Origin of the sequence: Pseudomonas sp. RA_15y_Pfl1_P11 (assembly GCF_963970975.1) — a bacterium.
Classification (GTDB): Bacteria; Pseudomonadota; Gammaproteobacteria; order Pseudomonadales; family Pseudomonadaceae; genus Aquipseudomonas; species Aquipseudomonas tritici.
On the sequence record NZ_CAXAOY010000009.1, the window covers coordinates 40,503 to 56,816 of the forward strand.

General features: G+C 60.3%; 19 protein-coding genes. 14 read left to right on the top strand and 5 right to left on the bottom strand.

Features of this window, described 5'->3' with window-relative positions:
- The first annotated feature begins 21 nt into the window (after nt 1-21).
- From AACY44_RS13585 to AACY44_RS13605, 5 genes are all read left to right on the top strand, one after another.
- A complete protein-coding gene (locus tag AACY44_RS13585) occupies nt 22-1,299 on the top strand; it encodes a flavohemoglobin expression-modulating QEGLA motif protein (RefSeq protein WP_339418188.1) in 1,278 nt (425 codons plus the stop codon).
- Between the two features lie 163 nt (nt 1,300-1,462).
- The gene (locus AACY44_RS13590; protein WP_339418187.1) at nt 1,463-2,368 is read left to right on the top strand and encodes an alpha/beta hydrolase; all 906 of its coding nucleotides are present in this window, start codon (nt 1,463-1,465) and stop codon (nt 2,366-2,368) included.
- Nucleotides 2,365-2,691: a hypothetical protein gene (locus tag AACY44_RS13595; protein WP_017738324.1), complete on the top strand. Its 327-nt coding sequence runs from the start codon at nt 2,365-2,367 to the stop codon at nt 2,689-2,691. Before AACY44_RS13590 ends, AACY44_RS13595 begins: the two co-directional genes overlap by 4 nt.
- Nucleotides 2,692-2,895: 204 nt before the next feature.
- Nucleotides 2,896-3,186, top strand: a complete 291-nt coding sequence (locus AACY44_RS13600; protein ID WP_339418186.1) for a hypothetical protein — start codon at nt 2,896-2,898, stop codon at nt 3,184-3,186.
- A 202-nt stretch (nt 3,187-3,388) separates the two neighbouring features.
- Complete coding sequence (locus AACY44_RS13605; RefSeq protein WP_339418185.1) at nt 3,389-3,583, top strand: hypothetical protein; 195 nt, start codon at nt 3,389-3,391, stop codon at nt 3,581-3,583.
- 29 nt (nt 3,584-3,612) lie between these two features.
- Here the strand turns inward: AACY44_RS13605 and AACY44_RS13610 are convergent, their stop codons facing one another.
- The 3 genes from AACY44_RS13610 to AACY44_RS13620 form a co-directional block, all read right to left on the bottom strand.
- Nucleotides 3,613-4,398 (bottom strand): OmpA family protein, encoded by a 786-nt coding sequence (locus AACY44_RS13610; RefSeq protein ID WP_339418184.1) that lies wholly within the window; start codon nt 4,396-4,398, stop codon nt 3,613-3,615.
- A 55-nt stretch (nt 4,399-4,453) separates the two neighbouring features.
- A complete protein-coding gene (locus tag AACY44_RS13615) occupies nt 4,454-4,879 on the bottom strand; it encodes a DUF4398 domain-containing protein (protein ID WP_339418183.1) in 426 nt (141 codons plus the stop codon).
- Between the two features lie 282 nt (nt 4,880-5,161).
- Nucleotides 5,162-5,506 carry a pilin assembly protein gene (locus tag AACY44_RS13620; protein ID WP_339418182.1) on the bottom strand — a complete coding sequence of 115 codons (345 nt, stop codon included), beginning with the start codon at nt 5,504-5,506 and terminating at the stop codon, nt 5,162-5,164.
- 184 nt (nt 5,507-5,690) lie between these two features.
- Between AACY44_RS13620 and ppc the strand changes: the two genes are divergently transcribed.
- The 7 genes from ppc (at nt 5,691) to AACY44_RS13655 (ending at nt 12,917) form a co-directional block, all read left to right on the top strand.
- Nucleotides 5,691-8,318, top strand: coding sequence for a phosphoenolpyruvate carboxylase (gene ppc / locus AACY44_RS13625; RefSeq protein WP_339427103.1), 2,628 nt, complete (start codon nt 5,691-5,693; stop codon nt 8,316-8,318).
- 294 nt (nt 8,319-8,612) lie between these two features.
- A complete protein-coding gene (gene adk / locus AACY44_RS13630; protein WP_049709696.1) occupies nt 8,613-9,260 on the top strand; it encodes an adenylate kinase in 648 nt (215 codons plus the stop codon).
- 90 nt (nt 9,261-9,350) lie between these two features.
- Complete coding sequence (gene tsaB, locus AACY44_RS13635; protein ID WP_339418180.1) at nt 9,351-10,037, top strand: tRNA (adenosine(37)-N6)-threonylcarbamoyltransferase complex dimerization subunit type 1 TsaB; 687 nt, start codon at nt 9,351-9,353, stop codon at nt 10,035-10,037.
- Nucleotides 10,038-10,197: 160 nt separating this feature from the next.
- Nucleotides 10,198-10,500, top strand: a complete 303-nt coding sequence (locus AACY44_RS13640; protein WP_339418179.1) for a hypothetical protein — start codon at nt 10,198-10,200, stop codon at nt 10,498-10,500.
- A complete protein-coding gene (locus AACY44_RS13645; protein ID WP_339530420.1) occupies nt 10,500-11,360 on the top strand; it encodes a DUF72 domain-containing protein in 861 nt (286 codons plus the stop codon). The genes AACY44_RS13640 and AACY44_RS13645 overlap by 1 nt, the downstream gene beginning before the upstream one ends.
- A 27-nt stretch (nt 11,361-11,387) precedes the next feature.
- Entirely contained in the window at nt 11,388-12,215 is an 828-nt protein-coding gene (locus AACY44_RS13650) for an isocitrate lyase/PEP mutase family protein (RefSeq protein WP_339530422.1), read from the top strand.
- Between the two features lie 3 nt (nt 12,216-12,218).
- Nucleotides 12,219-12,917 carry an extensin-like domain-containing protein gene (locus AACY44_RS13655; RefSeq protein WP_339435876.1) on the top strand — a complete coding sequence of 233 codons (699 nt, stop codon included), beginning with the start codon at nt 12,219-12,221 and terminating at the stop codon, nt 12,915-12,917.
- Between the two features lie 3 nt (nt 12,918-12,920).
- Here the strand turns inward: AACY44_RS13655 and AACY44_RS13660 are convergent, their stop codons facing one another.
- Entirely contained in the window at nt 12,921-13,541 is a 621-nt protein-coding gene (locus AACY44_RS13660; RefSeq protein WP_339418175.1) for an energy transducer TonB, read from the bottom strand.
- Nucleotides 13,542-13,637: 96 nt separating this feature from the next.
- Between AACY44_RS13660 and AACY44_RS13665 the strand changes: the two genes are divergently transcribed.
- Nucleotides 13,638-14,420, top strand: coding sequence for a class I SAM-dependent methyltransferase (locus tag AACY44_RS13665; RefSeq protein WP_339530424.1), 783 nt, complete (start codon nt 13,638-13,640; stop codon nt 14,418-14,420).
- A gap of 44 nt (nt 14,421-14,464) precedes the next feature.
- Here the strand turns inward: AACY44_RS13665 and AACY44_RS13670 are convergent, their stop codons facing one another.
- Nucleotides 14,465-15,118 carry a TetR/AcrR family transcriptional regulator gene (locus AACY44_RS13670; protein WP_339418173.1) on the bottom strand — a complete coding sequence of 218 codons (654 nt, stop codon included), beginning with the start codon at nt 15,116-15,118 and terminating at the stop codon, nt 14,465-14,467.
- 93 nt (nt 15,119-15,211) lie between these two features.
- Between AACY44_RS13670 and AACY44_RS13675 the strand changes: the two genes are divergently transcribed.
- Nucleotides 15,212-16,312, top strand: coding sequence for an efflux RND transporter periplasmic adaptor subunit (locus AACY44_RS13675; RefSeq protein ID WP_339418172.1), 1,101 nt, complete (start codon nt 15,212-15,214; stop codon nt 16,310-16,312).
- Nucleotides 16,313-16,314: the final 2 nt, after the last annotated feature.

Genomic DNA, 16,314 nt, shown 5'->3' on the forward strand with positions numbered 1-16,314 from the left:
CGTTTAAAGAGGAAGCACCGGGTGGACGATTACCAGCAGACGATACGCACCTTGTCTGATCGCATTGTGCTGGCGCAGACACCGATTCGCGTCCTCGACGCCGTGAAGTGGGACGACAACATTCGTCAGGGATTCCTCAAGGCCAAGGGCAAGGAAATGCCCGCCGTGGACCGCGACTATTACCTGAATCGGCCACTGACGTTCGACTCCAGCGCGGTAAAGCTGGAGTTCCAGAACATCGAGCGCGACATTACCCGTCGCCTCGGCCAGTTCAGCCCCGTGGGGCAGATCATGCGCCGCATGTGCCGGGAATATCGCATGGTGGTGCGCATGCTTGAAGCGCGCGGTACCGAGGATTTCGGCCTGATATCCCAGGAACTCTATGGCGCCGCCTCCGATGCGTTCCACGCGGGCGACCCGACCCTGGCGGACCTGGGCCTGATGCTTTCTGACTATCTGAACAACATCGACGGCCGTGGCGATTTGAAGGATGAAGCCAAGACCCTCACCGCCCAGGACGCCGTGGCGCTGCTGCAAACACGCCTGAACAAGGTATTTGGCGAGGCCGAAGAGACTATCCGCGTGTTTGAGTCCGACGGTATTGTCGCTGACGCCGCGGCGGGCGCCGACTACATCAAGATCCGCGCCGACGCGATGTTCAATGACCGCGACGTGCGGGCCCTGGAAGTGCATGAAGGCCTGGTGCATGTTGGCACCACGCTAAACGGGCAGAACCAACCGATCTGCACGTTCCTGTCCAAGGGCCCGCCGTCCTCCACCGTGACTCAGGAAGGCCTGGCGATCCTGATGGAAATCATCACCTTTGCCTCCTACCCGAGCCGCCTGCGCAAACTGACCAACCGCACCCGTGCCATTCACATGGTGGAGGAGGGCGCCGACTTCCTGCAGGTGTTTGAGTTCTTCCGCGAGCAAGGCTTTGAGATGGGCGAAAGCTATGGCAACGCCAGTCGCGTATTCCGTGGCTCGGTGCCGAACGGTCTGCCGTTTACCAAGGATCTGTCCTACCTCAAGGGCTTTATCATGGTCTACAACTACATTCAGCTCGCCGTGCGTAAAGGCAAGCTGGAGCAAGTGCCGCTGCTGTTCTGCGGCAAGACCACCCTGGAAGACATGCGAACCCTGCGTCAGTTGGTCGACGAAGGCCTCGTGGTGCCGCCCAAGTACCTGCCGGAGCAGTTCCGCGACATGAATGCACTGGCGGCATGGATGTGCTTTTCCAACTTCCTCAATCATTTGAGCCTGGACCGGATTGAGGCGGATTATTCGAATATCCTTTGAAGAAACCGCGCCAAACATGTGCGAGCTGGGTCGCCTGCGATGGCGGTCATTCAGTGAAAACACCTGTGACTGATACACCGTTATCGCAGGCTACCCCAGCGCCCACATTTGATCTCATTTGTTCTTGAGAAATGAGTACAACCTTCCAGCGAGGCTTCAACGGATGAGAATCCTCGGCATTTTGTGCCTGCTACTCACTTTGAACGGCTGCAGCTCCCTGCTGTTCTACCCCGAGCCCGGCCTGCCTTTCACACCGGAAAAAGCCCACCTGCAATACCGCGACGTCACCTTGACCACCGCCGACGGCGTGAAGCTGCACGCCTGGTGGCTACCGGCCAAGCCCGGCGTGCCGCTCAAGGGTACGGTGCTGCACTTGCACGGCAACGGCGGCAACCTGGCCTGGCACCTGGGCGGCAGTTGGTGGTTGCCTGAGCAGGGTTACCAAGTGCTGCTGCTGGACTATCGCGGTTATGGGCTGTCGGAAGGCACGCCATCATTACCCGCGGTCTATCAGGATGTTGATGCGGCGTTCCGCTGGATCGACAAGGCGCCCGAAACCCAGGGCCAGCCGCTGATCGTTCTGGGCCAAAGCCTGGGTGGCGCGCTGGCGGTGCACTACCTGGCAGCCCACCCGGAACGCCAATCCCGGCTCAAGGCGCTGGTGCTGGACGGCGTGCCCGCCAGTTATCGTGACGTAGGACAATTCGCCCTAAGTACCTCCTGGTTAACATGGCCGTTTCAAGTGCCCCTGTCCTGGCTGGTACCGGACGCCGACAGTGCTATCCGCGCCATGCCTCAGCTGACGGGTGTGCCGAAACTGTTGTTTCACAGCCTGGATGACCCGGTTGTGCCAGTGGCCAATGGCATCCGCCTGTACCAAGCCGCGCCGCCGCCAAGGGTGCTGCAGTTAACCCGGGGCGGCCATGTGCAAACCTTTGCCGACAAGACCTGGCAAACCGTGATGCTGCGCTACCTGGACGACCCGCGGCACTTCAACGGCCTACGCCGCCTGGGCGAAATTCCGAACTATCCCACTCCAAGAGTGGATTCATCAGAGAGCCCGCAATGAGCGAAGAACGCAATATGATCCCGCTGATCCTCACCGGTATTGGCACTATCATCGGTACCGTCGGTTGCCTGTGGTTCTACGGTTACCTGCACTTTGCCAAACCCGAAGATGCGCTGCTGCTCAGCGATTTCACCATGCTCAAGACCGTGCCCGGCGAGGACTACAAGATCTCCCTGACCCCGGCCGCGCAAGTCGCGCAATGCGTGGATGGCGTGCTGGTGATGTTCGACACCGAGCAGAAAGGCCTCAGCGGTGTGTTGGTGAACAACAAGAAGCAGGCCGTGCGATGCATGGGGCAAGAAACCCCGCAATTGCAGCAGTGAACGCTGTTTTCAGCGCTGTGGGAAAGGTCCATTTTACGTACCGATTAATGATTTAACGCCTGTCAGGCGTTCAGCCGGCTGGAACCAGTCTGGCGCGCTCACCACAGATTATGGGCTGATTGGCAATGCTGATCAGCCCATTTTTTCATTAGTCTGGAGTGAGCATATATGGCTGGTATAAACGGAGTGTCGGGCGTAGGGAGCATGGGCGCTGGTGCCAATGTTGGCGGGGGCTCCCAATCAAACCAAGGCCTCGATCAGCAGATTCGAGACGTTCAAAACAAAATCAAAGACATGCAGGCACAAGGTGCTAAAGGCGGTCAGGGTAGCGAGGGCGGAGGTGGCCTCGATGAACTGATGAAACTGCTGGAGAAGCTGCTGGCACAAAAGTCTCAGGGCGCGCAAGGCGATCAAGGCGCACAAGATGGTCAGGCTGGCAGTCAGGGCCAAATCCAAATGCCGCAGACGCAGGGCTCAGGCAAGGTCGGCGTTTAATTCGCGCGCCCTCAAAAAACCGCCTCTATCGGGCGGTTTTTTCATGTTGATTCAAACCGACAACCAGCAACGGAGCGGGCGGTGTAACGTGTGGCGCGGCAGCTCACGCCGTTGCCGGGGACACTTGCGGAGGAAATGTCTGGAACCGTTTCGACTCAAACTCCCACATAAAATGGTGCAACCTACTCAGATTGGGTCGAGGATGAAAATACATATTCCTGTATTGGAAAACATGTTGGCCATGGCAAGACAGCATGTGGCGCTGGAACAGGAAGCCGCTCGCAGGTACAAGCGCGATCAACGGATGGATGAGCCGGCCAGCGCAAAGATTGAAATGCCTGCCGAGGATACGAATCGCACCATTCAGTTTGACGAGCCGAAAAAAAACCCACCGTGAAGTGGGTTTTCTTATGCGGCGCCAATCAATCAGTTAGCAACGGAAGACCGTGGCTTGACCGGCTGGTTGTCGTTGGAGATGGTCACTTCAACGCGGCGGTTCATGGCACGGCCCGACACGCTGGTGTTGTCGGCAACCGGGTATTCCTTGCCATAGCCCTGGGTCACGATGCGCGAGATGTCCACGCCTTGCTGAGCCAGTGCGCGTTGCACGGAGGCTGCACGGCGCTCCGACAGGCTCTGGTTGTACGAGTCGGAACCGGTGCTGTCGGTGTAGCCTTCGACGATCACCTTACGGTCCGGGTTGTCGCGCAGGAACTGAGCCAGCTTGGTGATGTTAACCAGGCCGCTGGATTTCAGATCAGATTTATTGGTGGCGAACAGCACGTCACCGAAGGTCACCAGGGTGCCGCGATCGGTCTGCTTGGCGTTCAAGCTGTCTTGCAGCTGCTTGATCTGCGCATCACGAGCCTCCAGCAAAGCGCGGGCGCGTTCGTCGCCGGCGTTTTTCAGCTTGGCTTCGGATTCGCGCAGCACGATGGTGTCTTTGGCCACTTCAACACGCTGGTTGGTCAGGTAGGCCAGTTGGTCGACTTTCTTCTGGTCTTCCTTGTCGCGGTAAGCCTTGTCAGCCTTGTCCAGCCATTCGCTGGCGTCCTTGGTTTCCAGCGCCGCGAGCTTGGTCGCTTGCGGGTTGGTTTGCAGGGACGAGAAGTTGGTCCGTGCATTTTCCAGGTTCGCGTTCGGCGGGGTGGAGCAAGCCGCCAGTGCAACGCTCATCGCCAGCAGGGCAGGGATCATCAATTGTTTACGCATAGTCGTGTCGTCCTTTCAATTCTTTATCGGGTGCGATTCGGTCACAGGAAGCGTCTTACTTCTGCTGGATAGCAGCCGGGCGCATGCCTTCCTTACGCAACTCATCAACAGCCTTCTGGGAATCCTTCAAAGCCTGTTCAGCCTTGGCAGCCTGGGACTTGCGCTCTGCAACGCGAGCGTCCCACTCGGCTTGTTCGGCCAGGCGACGGGCTTCCTCGTAATTTTTGTCGTGCATGGCAATCTCAGCTTGCTTGAGCTTGTCCTGGGCCGACTTCATTTCTACAGCTGCGTACTCGGTGCCACCGGCGCTGACAGCGCTGTTCACCGCAGACTGGGTGACCGCATATTGCTCGGTCGGAGGGTTGCCGGCGCAGCCAGCCAAAACGAAGCTTGTGCCGATTGCCAGCGCGGCCAACTTGAGCCCGCGCAGAGGGTTAAACGAGGTTTTGGCAGTGCTGGTCTTCATCGTCTTCAACTCCATTAGATAGCTCCTAATAACATCAAAATCCATCTCAGGTGGTCAGCGGCGGCGGGCTAGCGGTAAAGCTGCGGACGCCTATTCAAACGGCTGTTCCAAGTGATGGCTTACTCGGTGTGACCCGAGGCTTTTTTGAATAGTTCAGCGAAGATGGCGAATTGCCTAAAAAAATTTTTGACTGATTGGTCAGGTCCAAAAATTGGAACTTTCTGCTGCACGAACGGTATGCCGGGCTTGATAAAAGCCCGAAATAATTGGGTGAAAAGGAAGTTTTGAAGAGGGAGGTCAGCGTTGTGGGTCTTCGTCGCTGGCCGACTGGTCGTGCAGAAAACGCCGCGAAAGTGACAGGAAGCGAGGGGTAGCACCGACATCTTCGTAAAGGGGGTCGCCTTCTTCGTCGGTGGCAATCACATGCTCGCCCTTGACGTAGGGAAAGCTCTCTTCAAGCTCTTCCAGGGCCGCGCCGATCAACTCGCCAAGTAATTCTTCGGTCTGACGCTTGGGGTACATTTCGGCGATGGCCGCCAGCCTCGCGGCGGCCTCTACATCCAGATGAATCGCGTACTCGGTTTTGGTCAGGCGACCCTTGGCGTTCTCTTCCCAGTGCTGGGCCAATTCTCGGATTTTCATGGCAACCTCAATAAAGCGCGCGTTGGCAGGCGGTGATGAGCAACCAGTCGTCTGCGTAGGTAAACGCGACGACTCAACCTTGAGACTCGCTACAACTCACAAGGTTTAAAGTCTTGTCATAAATGGACGCTGGCGGCACTCTGACAGACCTGCGCGTCCCGGATTTCTGGCTGGAGATTGGCTGATGAGTGATATCGATGCACGCTTGCGTGAGGATGTTCACCTGCTGGGTGAGCTGTTGGGCAACACGATTCGAGAGCAGTACGGCGATGATTTCCTCGACAAGATCGAGCAGATCCGCAAAGGCGCTAAGGCTGATCGCCGCGGCGCTGGCGATGAACTGAGTACCCGCGTGAATCAGTTGCAGGAAAACGAACTGTTGCCGGTGGCCCGTGCGTTCAATCAATTCCTCAACCTCGCCAACATCGCTGAGCAATACCAACTGATTCACCGACGCGATGAGTCGCAAGCCGCGCCGTTTGAATCCCGCGTATTGCCGGAGTTGCTTGCCCGCCTGCAAAGTGAAGGGCATAGCAACGAATCCCTGGCCCGCCAGTTGGGGCGCCTGGAGATTGAACTGGTCCTCACCGCTCACCCTACTGAAGTGGCGCGCCGTACCCTGATCCAGAAATACGATGCCATTGCTGCCCAACTGGCCCTGCAGGATCACCGCGACCTCACTACCGCCGAGCGCGAGCAGATCCGCCAGCGCCTGCAACGGCTGATCGCTGAAGCCTGGCACACCGAAGAAATCCGCCGCACCCGGCCCACTCCGGTGGACGAGGCCAAGTGGGGCTTTGCGGTGATCGAGCATTCGCTGTGGCACGCCATCCCTAATTACCTGCGTAAGGCTGACCAGGCGTTGCACGCCGCCACCGGCCTGCGCCTGCCCCTGGAAGCGGCGCCAATCCGCTTTGCGTCCTGGATGGGCGGCGACCGTGACGGCAACCCGAATGTCACTGCGCCGGTCACCCGCGAAGTGTTGCTGTTGGCGCGCTGGATGGCGGCCGACTTGTACCTGCGTGATATCGATCACCTAGCCTCGGAGCTGTCGATGCAACAGGCCAGCCCGGCGTTGCAGGCCAAGGTCGGTGACAGCGTGGAGCCTTATCGCGCGTTGCTCAAGCAACTGCGCGAACGCCTGCGCGCCACGCGCCAATGGGCACACACGGCGTTGAGCAGCAGCACCCCGGCGCCGGCCGAGGTGTTGCAAAACAACCGTGACCTGCTGGAGCCGCTGGAATTGTGCTACCAGTCGCTGCACGAGTGCGGCATGGGCGTGATTGCCGATGGCCCATTGCTCGACTGCCTGCGTCGGGCCGTGACCTTTGGCTTATTCCTTGTACGCCTGGACGTGCGCCAGGACTCCAGTCGCCATTCGGCGGCGATGACCGAGATCACCGATTATCTGGGTCTGGGACGTTACGAAGACTGGGACGAAGACGCGCGCATCAGCTTCCTGATGAAGGAGTTGTCCAACCGTCGACCGCTATTGCCGAGTTATTTCAAGCCGTCGGCCGATACGGCCGAGGTGCTCAACACCTGCAAGGAAGTCGCCGCCGCACCGGCCGCCTCCCTGGGTTCGTATGTCATCTCCATGGCGGGCGCGGCGTCGGACGTGCTGGCAGTGCAACTGCTGCTTAAAGAGTCAGGCGTGCAACGGCCGATGCGCGTGGTGCCGCTGTTCGAAACCCTGACCGACCTGGATAACGCCGGTCCTGTGATCGAGCAACTGTTGCTGTTGCCGGGCTATCGCGCGCGTTTGCAGGGCCCGCAGGAAGTAATGATTGGCTACTCGGACTCAGCCAAGGATGCCGGCACCACCGCCGCTGCCTGGGCGCAGTACCGGGCACAGGAACGGCTGGTGGATATCTGCCGCGAACAACAAGTGGAATTGCTGTTGTTCCACGGTCGTGGCGGCACGGTCGGCCGTGGCGGCGGCCCGGCGCACGCGGCGATCCTGTCGCAGCCACCGGGTTCGGTGGCGGGGCGGTTCCGTACCACTGAGCAGGGCGAAATGATTCGCTTCAAATTCGGCCTGCCGGATATCGCCGAACAGAACCTGAATCTGTACCTGGCGGCGGTACTCGAAGCCACGCTGTTGCCACCGCCGCCGCCTGAACCGGCCTGGCGCCATTTGATGGATGAATTGGCGGCAGACGGTGTCAGCGCTTACCGCGCCGTCGTGCGGGAAAATCCGCAGTTCGTTGAGTATTTCCGCCAGTCCACGCCGGAACAGGAACTGGGCCGTTTGCCATTGGGCAGTCGCCCGGCCAAGCGCCGTGCGGGCGGGATTGAAAGCCTGCGCGCGATCCCATGGATCTTCGGTTGGACCCAGACCCGCCTGATGCTGCCGGCCTGGCTTGGTTGGGAAGCGGCGCTGAGCAAGGCGCTGGAGCGCGGCGAAGGCGAACTGCTGGGGCAGATGCGTGAGCAATGGCCGTTCTTCCGTACGCGCATCGACATGCTGGAAATGGTGCTGGCCAAGGCCGATGCCGATATCGCCCGTCTGTATGACGAGCGGCTGGTGCAGCCAGACCTGCTGCCATTGGGTGTGCACCTGCGCGACCTATTGTCGCAGGCGTGCGGCGTGGTGCTTGGCCTGACCGGTCAGTCGCAACTGCTTGCCCATAGCCCAGACACCCTAGAGTTCATCCGCCTGCGCAACACCTACCTCGACCCCTTGCACTTGCTGCAAGCCGAGCTGCTGGCACGCTCGCGCCAGCAGGAAGCGGCGCAAGACAGCCCTCTGGAACAGGCGCTGCTGGTGTCTGTGGCCGGTATTGCCGCTGGTTTGCGTAACACCGGCTAAGGTTTTTTGCGTGTTCTCAATGGCTTGCAGATAAACCACGTCGGCCGTCCTGAAAAGGGCGGCTGGCGTTTATGCGGCTGGGTTGCACTCAGGCACACCCCTACCTATGACGTAAGCCGGGCACGGTTCCTGCGACTTTCGGCGGCTTGTGTGGTTAGGGCCTGCTGTGTATCTTGATCAGCCTTTGGCCGTTTTGGACGGCTGGGCTCATACAGTTACAAACCCTATTTTACGAGATTGGCCCCACGCGGCGAATCCGAGCGTCATCTCTATAAAAAATTGAGGAGCACATCAATGCGCGTCATTCTGCTGGGAGCTCCGGGGGCCGGTAAAGGTACTCAGGCAAAGTTCATCACTGAAAAATTCGGTATTCCACAAATCTCCACCGGCGACATGCTGCGTGCGGCCGTCAAGGCCGGCACCGAGCTGGGCCTGATCGCCAAGAGCGTGATGGACAGCGGTGGCCTGGTTTCTGATGACCTGATCATCAACCTGGTCAAGGAGCGCATCAGCCAGGAAGACTGCAAGAACGGTTTCCTGTTCGACGGCTTCCCGCGCACCATTCCCCAGGCCGAAGCCCTGGTGAAGGCCGGCGTCGAGCTGGATGCCGTCGTCGAAATCGCGGTTGAAGACGAAGAAATCGTCCAGCGCATTGCTGGTCGTCGCGTTCACGAAGCTTCTGGCCGCGTGTACCACACCGTCTACAACCCGCCAAAGGTTGAAGGCAAGGACGATGTGACGGGTGAAGACCTGGTGCAGCGTAAAGACGACACCGAAGAAACCGTGCGTCATCGCCTGTCGGTCTACCACTCCCAGACCAAGCCGCTGGTGGATTTTTACCAGAAGCTGTCCGCCGCTAACGGCAAGCCGAAGTACAGCCACATTCCTGGCGTCGGCTCGGTTGAAGCGATCACTGCCAAAGTGCTGCAAGCACTGAGCTGATCCCTCGACTGGCTTCACGGATAACGGCCCGCTTGCGGGCCGTTGTTGTTTATACTGGCGCACTTTTTTTCGACTTGGACACCCACAACGATGAGCACCCTGCTGGCCCTGGACACCGCGACTGAAGCTTGCTCCGTTGCCTTGCTGCACGATGGCAAGGTAACGAGCCACTACGAGGTGATCCCGCGCCTGCATGCGCAGAAGCTGCTGCCAATGATCAAGCAACTGCTTGAAGACGCAGGCACGACGTTGGCTGCGGTCGATGCCATCGCCTTCGGCCGTGGCCCGGGCGCGTTTACCGGTGTGCGCATCGCCATCGGCGTGGTGCAGGGGCTGGCGTTCGCGTTGGAGCGCCCAGTGTTGCCGGTGTCCAACCTGGCGGTACTGGCCCAGCGTGCCTTGCGTGAACACGGCGCGCAGCAGGTGGCGGCCGCTATCGATGCGCGGATGGATGAAGTGTATTGGGGTTGCTATCGCGCAACGGCGGGCGAGATGCGCCTGGTGGGCGTGGAAGCGGTGCAGCCGCCGGAGTCGTCTGCGTTGCCGTTGGATGCCAGCGGTGATTGGTTCGGCGCCGGCACCGGCTGGGTTTATGGCGAACGTATTGGCGTGTCGTTGGCTGGCCAGGACGCTGCGATGTTGCCGCATGCCGAAGACTTATTGACCCTAGCGCGCTTCGCGTTCGAACGCGGTGAAGCGATTCTGGCGGACCAAGCTGCTCCGGTTTATCTGCGCGATAAGGTTGCGCAGACTAAAGCTGAGCGCGGGATTATTTGACGCCAAAAATGCTGGCACTTTGGGGCTAAATTCACCAATCGTCAGAATTTGCCCCCGCTTTTAAACCTTTTTCAAATTATGTGTTCTAGTTATCACCAGAGCATTTGCGCGTTATGGATTACGCCACTAAAATGCCATCACCGATATCGAGTTCGCATACATGCGTATAGATGGATTTTCCTCACCGTCCTACCCCATCAAGCGTAAGCCACGCAAGGCAAACGTTACGGTAGACGAGTCCGTCGAAGATTCGCCGGACTTCATCGAAGTCCAGTCCGAAGCACAGCAAAATGCCCAGGGTTGCGCAGGCGCTCGTATCAGCGGTCTTCCAGCCCGTCAGCAAGACATGGTCTTCCCGCGCTCCATGAGCAAAAGCGTCGCCACCGCCCTGGCCAGCTACATGACCACCGCCGGTTTTGTCGAATGGGATATGGAAGTGCTGGGCCTCGACATCCACATCTGATGCGTCTGCCTTACTACCTCGGTTGCCCGTCCTGGAGCGAAAACGCTTGGCGCGAGTACCTGTACCCCGCCGATGCCCGTTCCAGCGACTACCTTGCACTCTATTCCCAGGTCTTCAACGCCGTTGAAGGCAACACCACCTTTTATGCCCGCCCTTCAGCTGCCACGGTGCAACGCTGGGCTGAAATCATGCCTGACGATTTCCGCTTCACGGCCAAATTTCCCGGTGATATCAGCCACAGCGGCAACCTGATCGAACAACTGCCGGCGGCAGAAAGCTTTGTTGGCTTGATGAGCCCGCTGGGTGAGCGGGTATCGCCGTTTTGGTTGCAGCTGCCCGCGACGTTCACGCCGCAGCGGCTCGGTGAGTTGGCAGGTTTCATTGATGGGCTCGAGCGTCCGATGGCTGTCGAAGTGCGGCATCTTGAGTTTTTCGCCAAGGGCGAGGCCGAGCGAACGCTCAACCGTTTGTTGCGTGATCGCGGGGTCGAGCGGGTCTGCCTTGACCCGCGGGCCTTGTTCAGTTGCACGTCCACCTCGGCGGCCGTGCTGCACGCGCAATCCAAAAAGCCCAAGGTGCCGCCGCGTCCGGCGGCGCTGACGCTGTTTCCCCAAGTGCGTTTTATCGGCCATCCCGAATTGGAAGCCAATGACCCGTTCCTGGTCCCATGGGTGGAGAAAGTCGCCGGTTGGATTGAAGAAGGCCGCACGCCCTACGTGTTCCTGCACACCTCGGACAACCGCCTCGCCGCGCAATTGGCGCTGCGTTTTCACGACCAGTTGATGGTGCGTCTGCCTGGCCTGCCAGCGCTGGCAACCTTGGATCGAGCTCCCGCAGTGGAGCAACTGGGGTTACTCTAGGGCACCTTTTTCCGCCTGGAGCCAGACATGGATGCCCCAACCCTTCGCGCCGAAACCTTCAAGGCCTTGCATGAGCGAGACCGTGCGTTTGTGATGCCCAACCCGTGGGATGCTGGTTCCGCTGTGATGCTCGCCAGCCTGGGGTTTGAAGCGCTGGCCACCACCAGTGCGGGGTGTGCGTTCAGCCTGGGGCGCCCGGATGCGGAAGGGGCGCTGTCCCTGGATGACACCTTGATCAACGCCAGTATGATCGTCAAGGCCACAGTGTTGCCGGTAGCGGCAGATCTGGAAAACGGCTTCAGTGACACCCCTGAAGGCTGCGCCCAGACGATCCTGCGTGCCGCCGCCACGGGTATCGTGGGCGGTTCCATCGAAGATGCCACCGGTATTGCCGCTGACCCGATCTATCCCTTCGACCTCTCCGTCGAGCGCGTGGAAGCTGCCGTTGCCGCCGCGCGCAGCCTGCCATTCCCCTTCACCCTGACTGCCCGCGCGGAAAACCTCCTGCATGGTCGTCCGGATTTGCCTGACACCATCCGCCGCCTGCAAGCCTACGCCGAAGCCGGTGCCGACGTGCTGTATGCACCGGCCCTGCGCACTGCCGAGGAAGTGCTGGCGGTGGTCAAAGCGGTGGCGCCCAAACCGGTGAATGTGTTGATGTCCGGCGGCTTGAACCTCAGTGTGGCGCAATTGAGCGAGATGGGCGTGCGGCGTATCAGCGTCGGCTCGGCGCTGGCGTTGGCCGCCTATGGTGAGTTCTACCGCGCGGCCCAGGAAGTCTATGAGCTGGGCACGTTCACCTTCACCGACCGCAAAATGCCGTTCAGTCAGGCCAACCAGTTCTTTAAGGACTAAGCGGTGAGTTTCTTCAAAATCATCGGCGTACTGCTGGTTCTGGGCGGGGTGTTTGCCGTTGGTATCTGGCGGGGCTGGGTGCCGTTGCCGGCTGATTGGAACCCTTGGGCGCCGTTGGATGTGCGCGCCAGCCCCAACTTTTTGACCCGTTATAAATTGGGACGTCTGCAGGATGATCCAGCGCTGTGCGACAACGTGCTGGAAACTTCCGGCCTGCGCGTCAGCCATCAGGCCGATACCCCCGTCGACGTCGCCTGCCCTTTACGCAATACCTTGCGTGTACAGGGCGCTGCGGTTGGACTCAGCAGTAGCTTTCTCGCCAGTTGCCCACTGGCGGTGGCGTTCGCGTTGTTCGAGCGGCACAGTTTGCAGCCGGCGGCCCAGGCGGTGTTTGGCCAGGCGGTGACGCGGGTCGATCACCTGGGCAGCTTTGCCTGCCGCAACATGTATAACCGTTCTGTAGGGCGACTCAGCGAGCATGCCTCCGCCAATGCGTTGGATATTGCCGGCTTTCGCCTGGCGGATGGGCGCCGCATCAGTGTGCTCAAAGGTTGGCCGGGGGAGGGCGCTGATGCGCGGTTCCTGCGTCGGGTGCGCGATAGCGCCTGCGATGATTTCAATGTGGTGTTGAGCCCGGACTACAACGCTGCGCACCGCAACCATTTCCATCTGGACATGGGGCGTTGGTGGGTGTGTCGCTAAGGTTTAAGCGGCCAGGCGCAGGTTGTTGGCGATCAACGGGCGTGCCCAGTAGTAATCGAAGTCCAGGGCCTTTTGTTGCGCGACCAGTTCTTCGGTAGGGTACGGGGTGGCGGCCGGTGGCAGCAGGTCCAGCTCGAATTCGGCAATGGGCAGGTGCAGTGGGCGTGGTGCCGGCACCGGGCCTGGCTCCGGCAGCGGCTGGCCGGCTGTCAGCACGATCGGGCGCACCCAGCCACTTTCGAAATTCTGCTGGCGTTGCTGGGCGACGATTTCCTCTTCCGGGAATGGCTCGGCGGCGGGTGGCAGCAGTTCGGTTTCGAACTCCGCGATCGGCAGGAACAGCGGCTCTGGAGGGGCGATCTCGGTGTCCTTCACGTCACACTCACGCTGGGTGAGGATCTGCGACAACAGGTCGGCGCCGGCGTTGGGTTCTACCGCTGGGTCCGCAGGTGCAGGCGCCTGGACCGCCAGCGCGCCAGGCGTATCGCCGAGCTGCTCGGCCAATGCCCGGGCGAAGAAGTCCTGCCACACATGACTCACCCCGGCCAGCGCTTGAGTATTGCGCAGGCCGTAGTGGTTATGGGTCGGCAGTACACCGATGGTTAGGGGAAGAATGTCTGACATTTTTCTCGGTCGACGCTCAGCTCTGGCAAAATACCTGACTGTTGTTTTTATCGGCCGGTTTTGGCCGATCCTTAATATTTTTGAGCGTAGCGATTGATGAGCGAACAACCAGCGGCCAGCCGCATAAGGGTCGAGGCCTTGGGCGAAGGCTTCCAGGACCGTGCCGAGCAGTGGGCTTCACTGCTGGGTTTGCCGTTACACCTGGCGGATGCGGACTTTTCCCTGCAGTTCGGGGAGCATGGCCTACAGCTACAACAGCTTGGGCCTGACGCGCCAGGGCCGGTGCGGGTGGACTTTGTCGAGGGCGGCGCCGCGCATCGACGCCTGTACGGCGGTGGCAGCGGGCAGATGATTGCCAAGGCCGTGGGTGTCGCCCAAGGCGTGCGCCCACGGGTGCTGGACGCCACGGCGGGCCTGGGTAAGGACGCCTTCGTGCTTGCCAGTCTGGGCTGCGAAATGAGCCTGATCGAGCGCCAGCCGCTGATCGGCGCCCTGCTCGAAGATGGCCTGGCGCGCGGCGCGGATGATTGTGAGGTGGCGCCGATCGTGGCGCGCATGAAGTTGCTCAAGGGCAACTCCATTGACGTAATGTGCAACTGGGAAGGCGAGCCGCCGCAGGTGATCTACCTCGATCCGATGTTCCCGCACCGTGAGAAGACGGCATTGGTGAAGAAGGAAATGCGCCTGTTCCGCCCGCTGGTGGGCGATGATCCGGACGCACCGGCGCTGCTGGCCGCCGCCCTGGCCCTGGCCAGCCACCGCGTGGTGGTCAAGCGTCCGCGCAAGGCGCCGTGCATTGAAGGGCCCAAGCCGAGCCACGCGCTGGAGGGTAAGTCCAGCCGGTATGATATTTATGCTAAAAAAGCGCTCAAGCTCTAAGCTGCAAGCTGCAAGTAAACGCGCTGTACGCTTGCCGCTTGTAGCTAACCCCTTGCAACTGCTCCTCTCCCATAAGCCCGCATAAACAACCCCACCACTTCCTGCACATGCGCTTCGGCGGCTTCTTCGCTCAGTTGTCCGCCGCAGCCATACAGCAGGCAAAAATTCGCCGTGCCCTTGAGCAGGCAAAAAAAGTGCTCGGCTGCCGTGAAGGGTTTATCGATGCTCAGGGCGCCGCCCTGGTCGATCTTGCCGAGCAGACGCTCCATGCCTTGCAGCATGCGCATGGGGCCGGCCTCGAAGAAGATCTGCGAGAGTTTCACGTCCTGGCTGCCGGTGGTCATCATCAGGCGATGCAGGTTTATCGACTCTTCGCTGTTGATCAGGCGATGGAACCCCCGCGCGATGTTCAACAACACAGTCTCCACGGGCACGCCTTCGGGCAGCTCGAAGTACATCACCGGCAGCTGTTCCTCGCACTTGGCCACCACGGCGGCGGTGAACAGGGTTTCTTTGTCATTGAAGTGGCTGTAGACGGTCAGTTTTGAGACGCCCGCCTCAAGGGCCACGGCGTCCATGCTGGTACTGGCGTAACCATTGCTCAAAAACAGGAATTTCGCTGCTTCGAGGATAGCCTGGCGTTTTGCCATGTCCTTGGGGCGCCCGGGGCTATTGGTGTTTACAGGATTGTCGGACATTTTCACCTTTAATACTGGACTGGCGAGTTTGGTATTAATAACATACCGGCCAGTATAATTATTCTTAGCTTCATTTGCGAAAGGTCCTACAGCATGCGCAGCACTTTCCTGCCCTTTGCGTTGCCTGTCAGTCTGGTCGTCCTGTTGACCGCTTGCGGCCATGAGGAAGCGACCCAGGCCACCATCCGCCCGGCCATGGTGGTGCAGCCACTGCCGTCGTCGCAGTCGATGGGCAGTTACCCCGGCGAAGTGCGTGCGCGCTATGAGCCAGACCTGGCATTCCGCATCGGCGGCAAAATCAGCAAGCGGCTGGTGGAGGAGGGCGAGCGAGTCAAGGCCAACCAACCGCTGGCAGAGCTCGACCCACAGGACGTGCGCCTGCAACTGGAAGCCACCCGTGCCCAAGTCGCCGCCGCCGAGGCCAACCTGAGCCTGGTGCGTGCCGAGCGTGATCGCTACAAGACCTTGATGGACCGTCAGATGGTCAGCCGATCTCAGTATGACAATGCCGAAAATCTCTACCGGGCCGGTGTTGCCCGCCTCAAGCAGATCAAGGCTGAGTTCGACGTGGCCAGCAACCAGGCCGGCTATGCCGTGCTGCGTGCGCCACAAGACGGTGTGGTCGCCAAGCGCGCAGTGGAAGTTGGCCAAGTGGTGTCCGCCGGCCAGACCGTGTTCACCCTCGCCACCGATGGTGAGCGCGAAGTGCTGATCAGCCTGCCGGAGCAGGGTTTTGCCCGTTTCAAACTCGGTCAGCCGGTGTCGGTGGAGCTGTGGAGCCAGCCCGATCAACGCTTCACCGGGCGTATTCGTGAGCTGTCACCGGCGGCCGATCCGAAGTCGCGTACGTTCGCGGCCCGCGTGGCGTTCACTGGTGGCAAGATACCGGCCGAGCTGGGCCAAAGCGCCCGCGTTTTCATACAGGCTGACGGTGTGATTCCGTTGTCGGTGCCGCTGTCTGCCCTCAGTGCGCAGAACGGTGAGTCCTACGTCTGGCGTGTGCAGCCCGACAACACGCTCAAGCGCACACCGGTGCGCATCGGCGCCTTTGGTGAAAAAATCGTCCCGATACTGGAAGGCCTGACCCCGACCGATTGGGTGATCGCCGCCGGTGTCCATGTGCTCCACGAGGGCCAGCAAGTGCGCCCGGTGGATCGTGCCAACCGTGTGGTGAATCTGGCGGCCAAGGAGTAGTC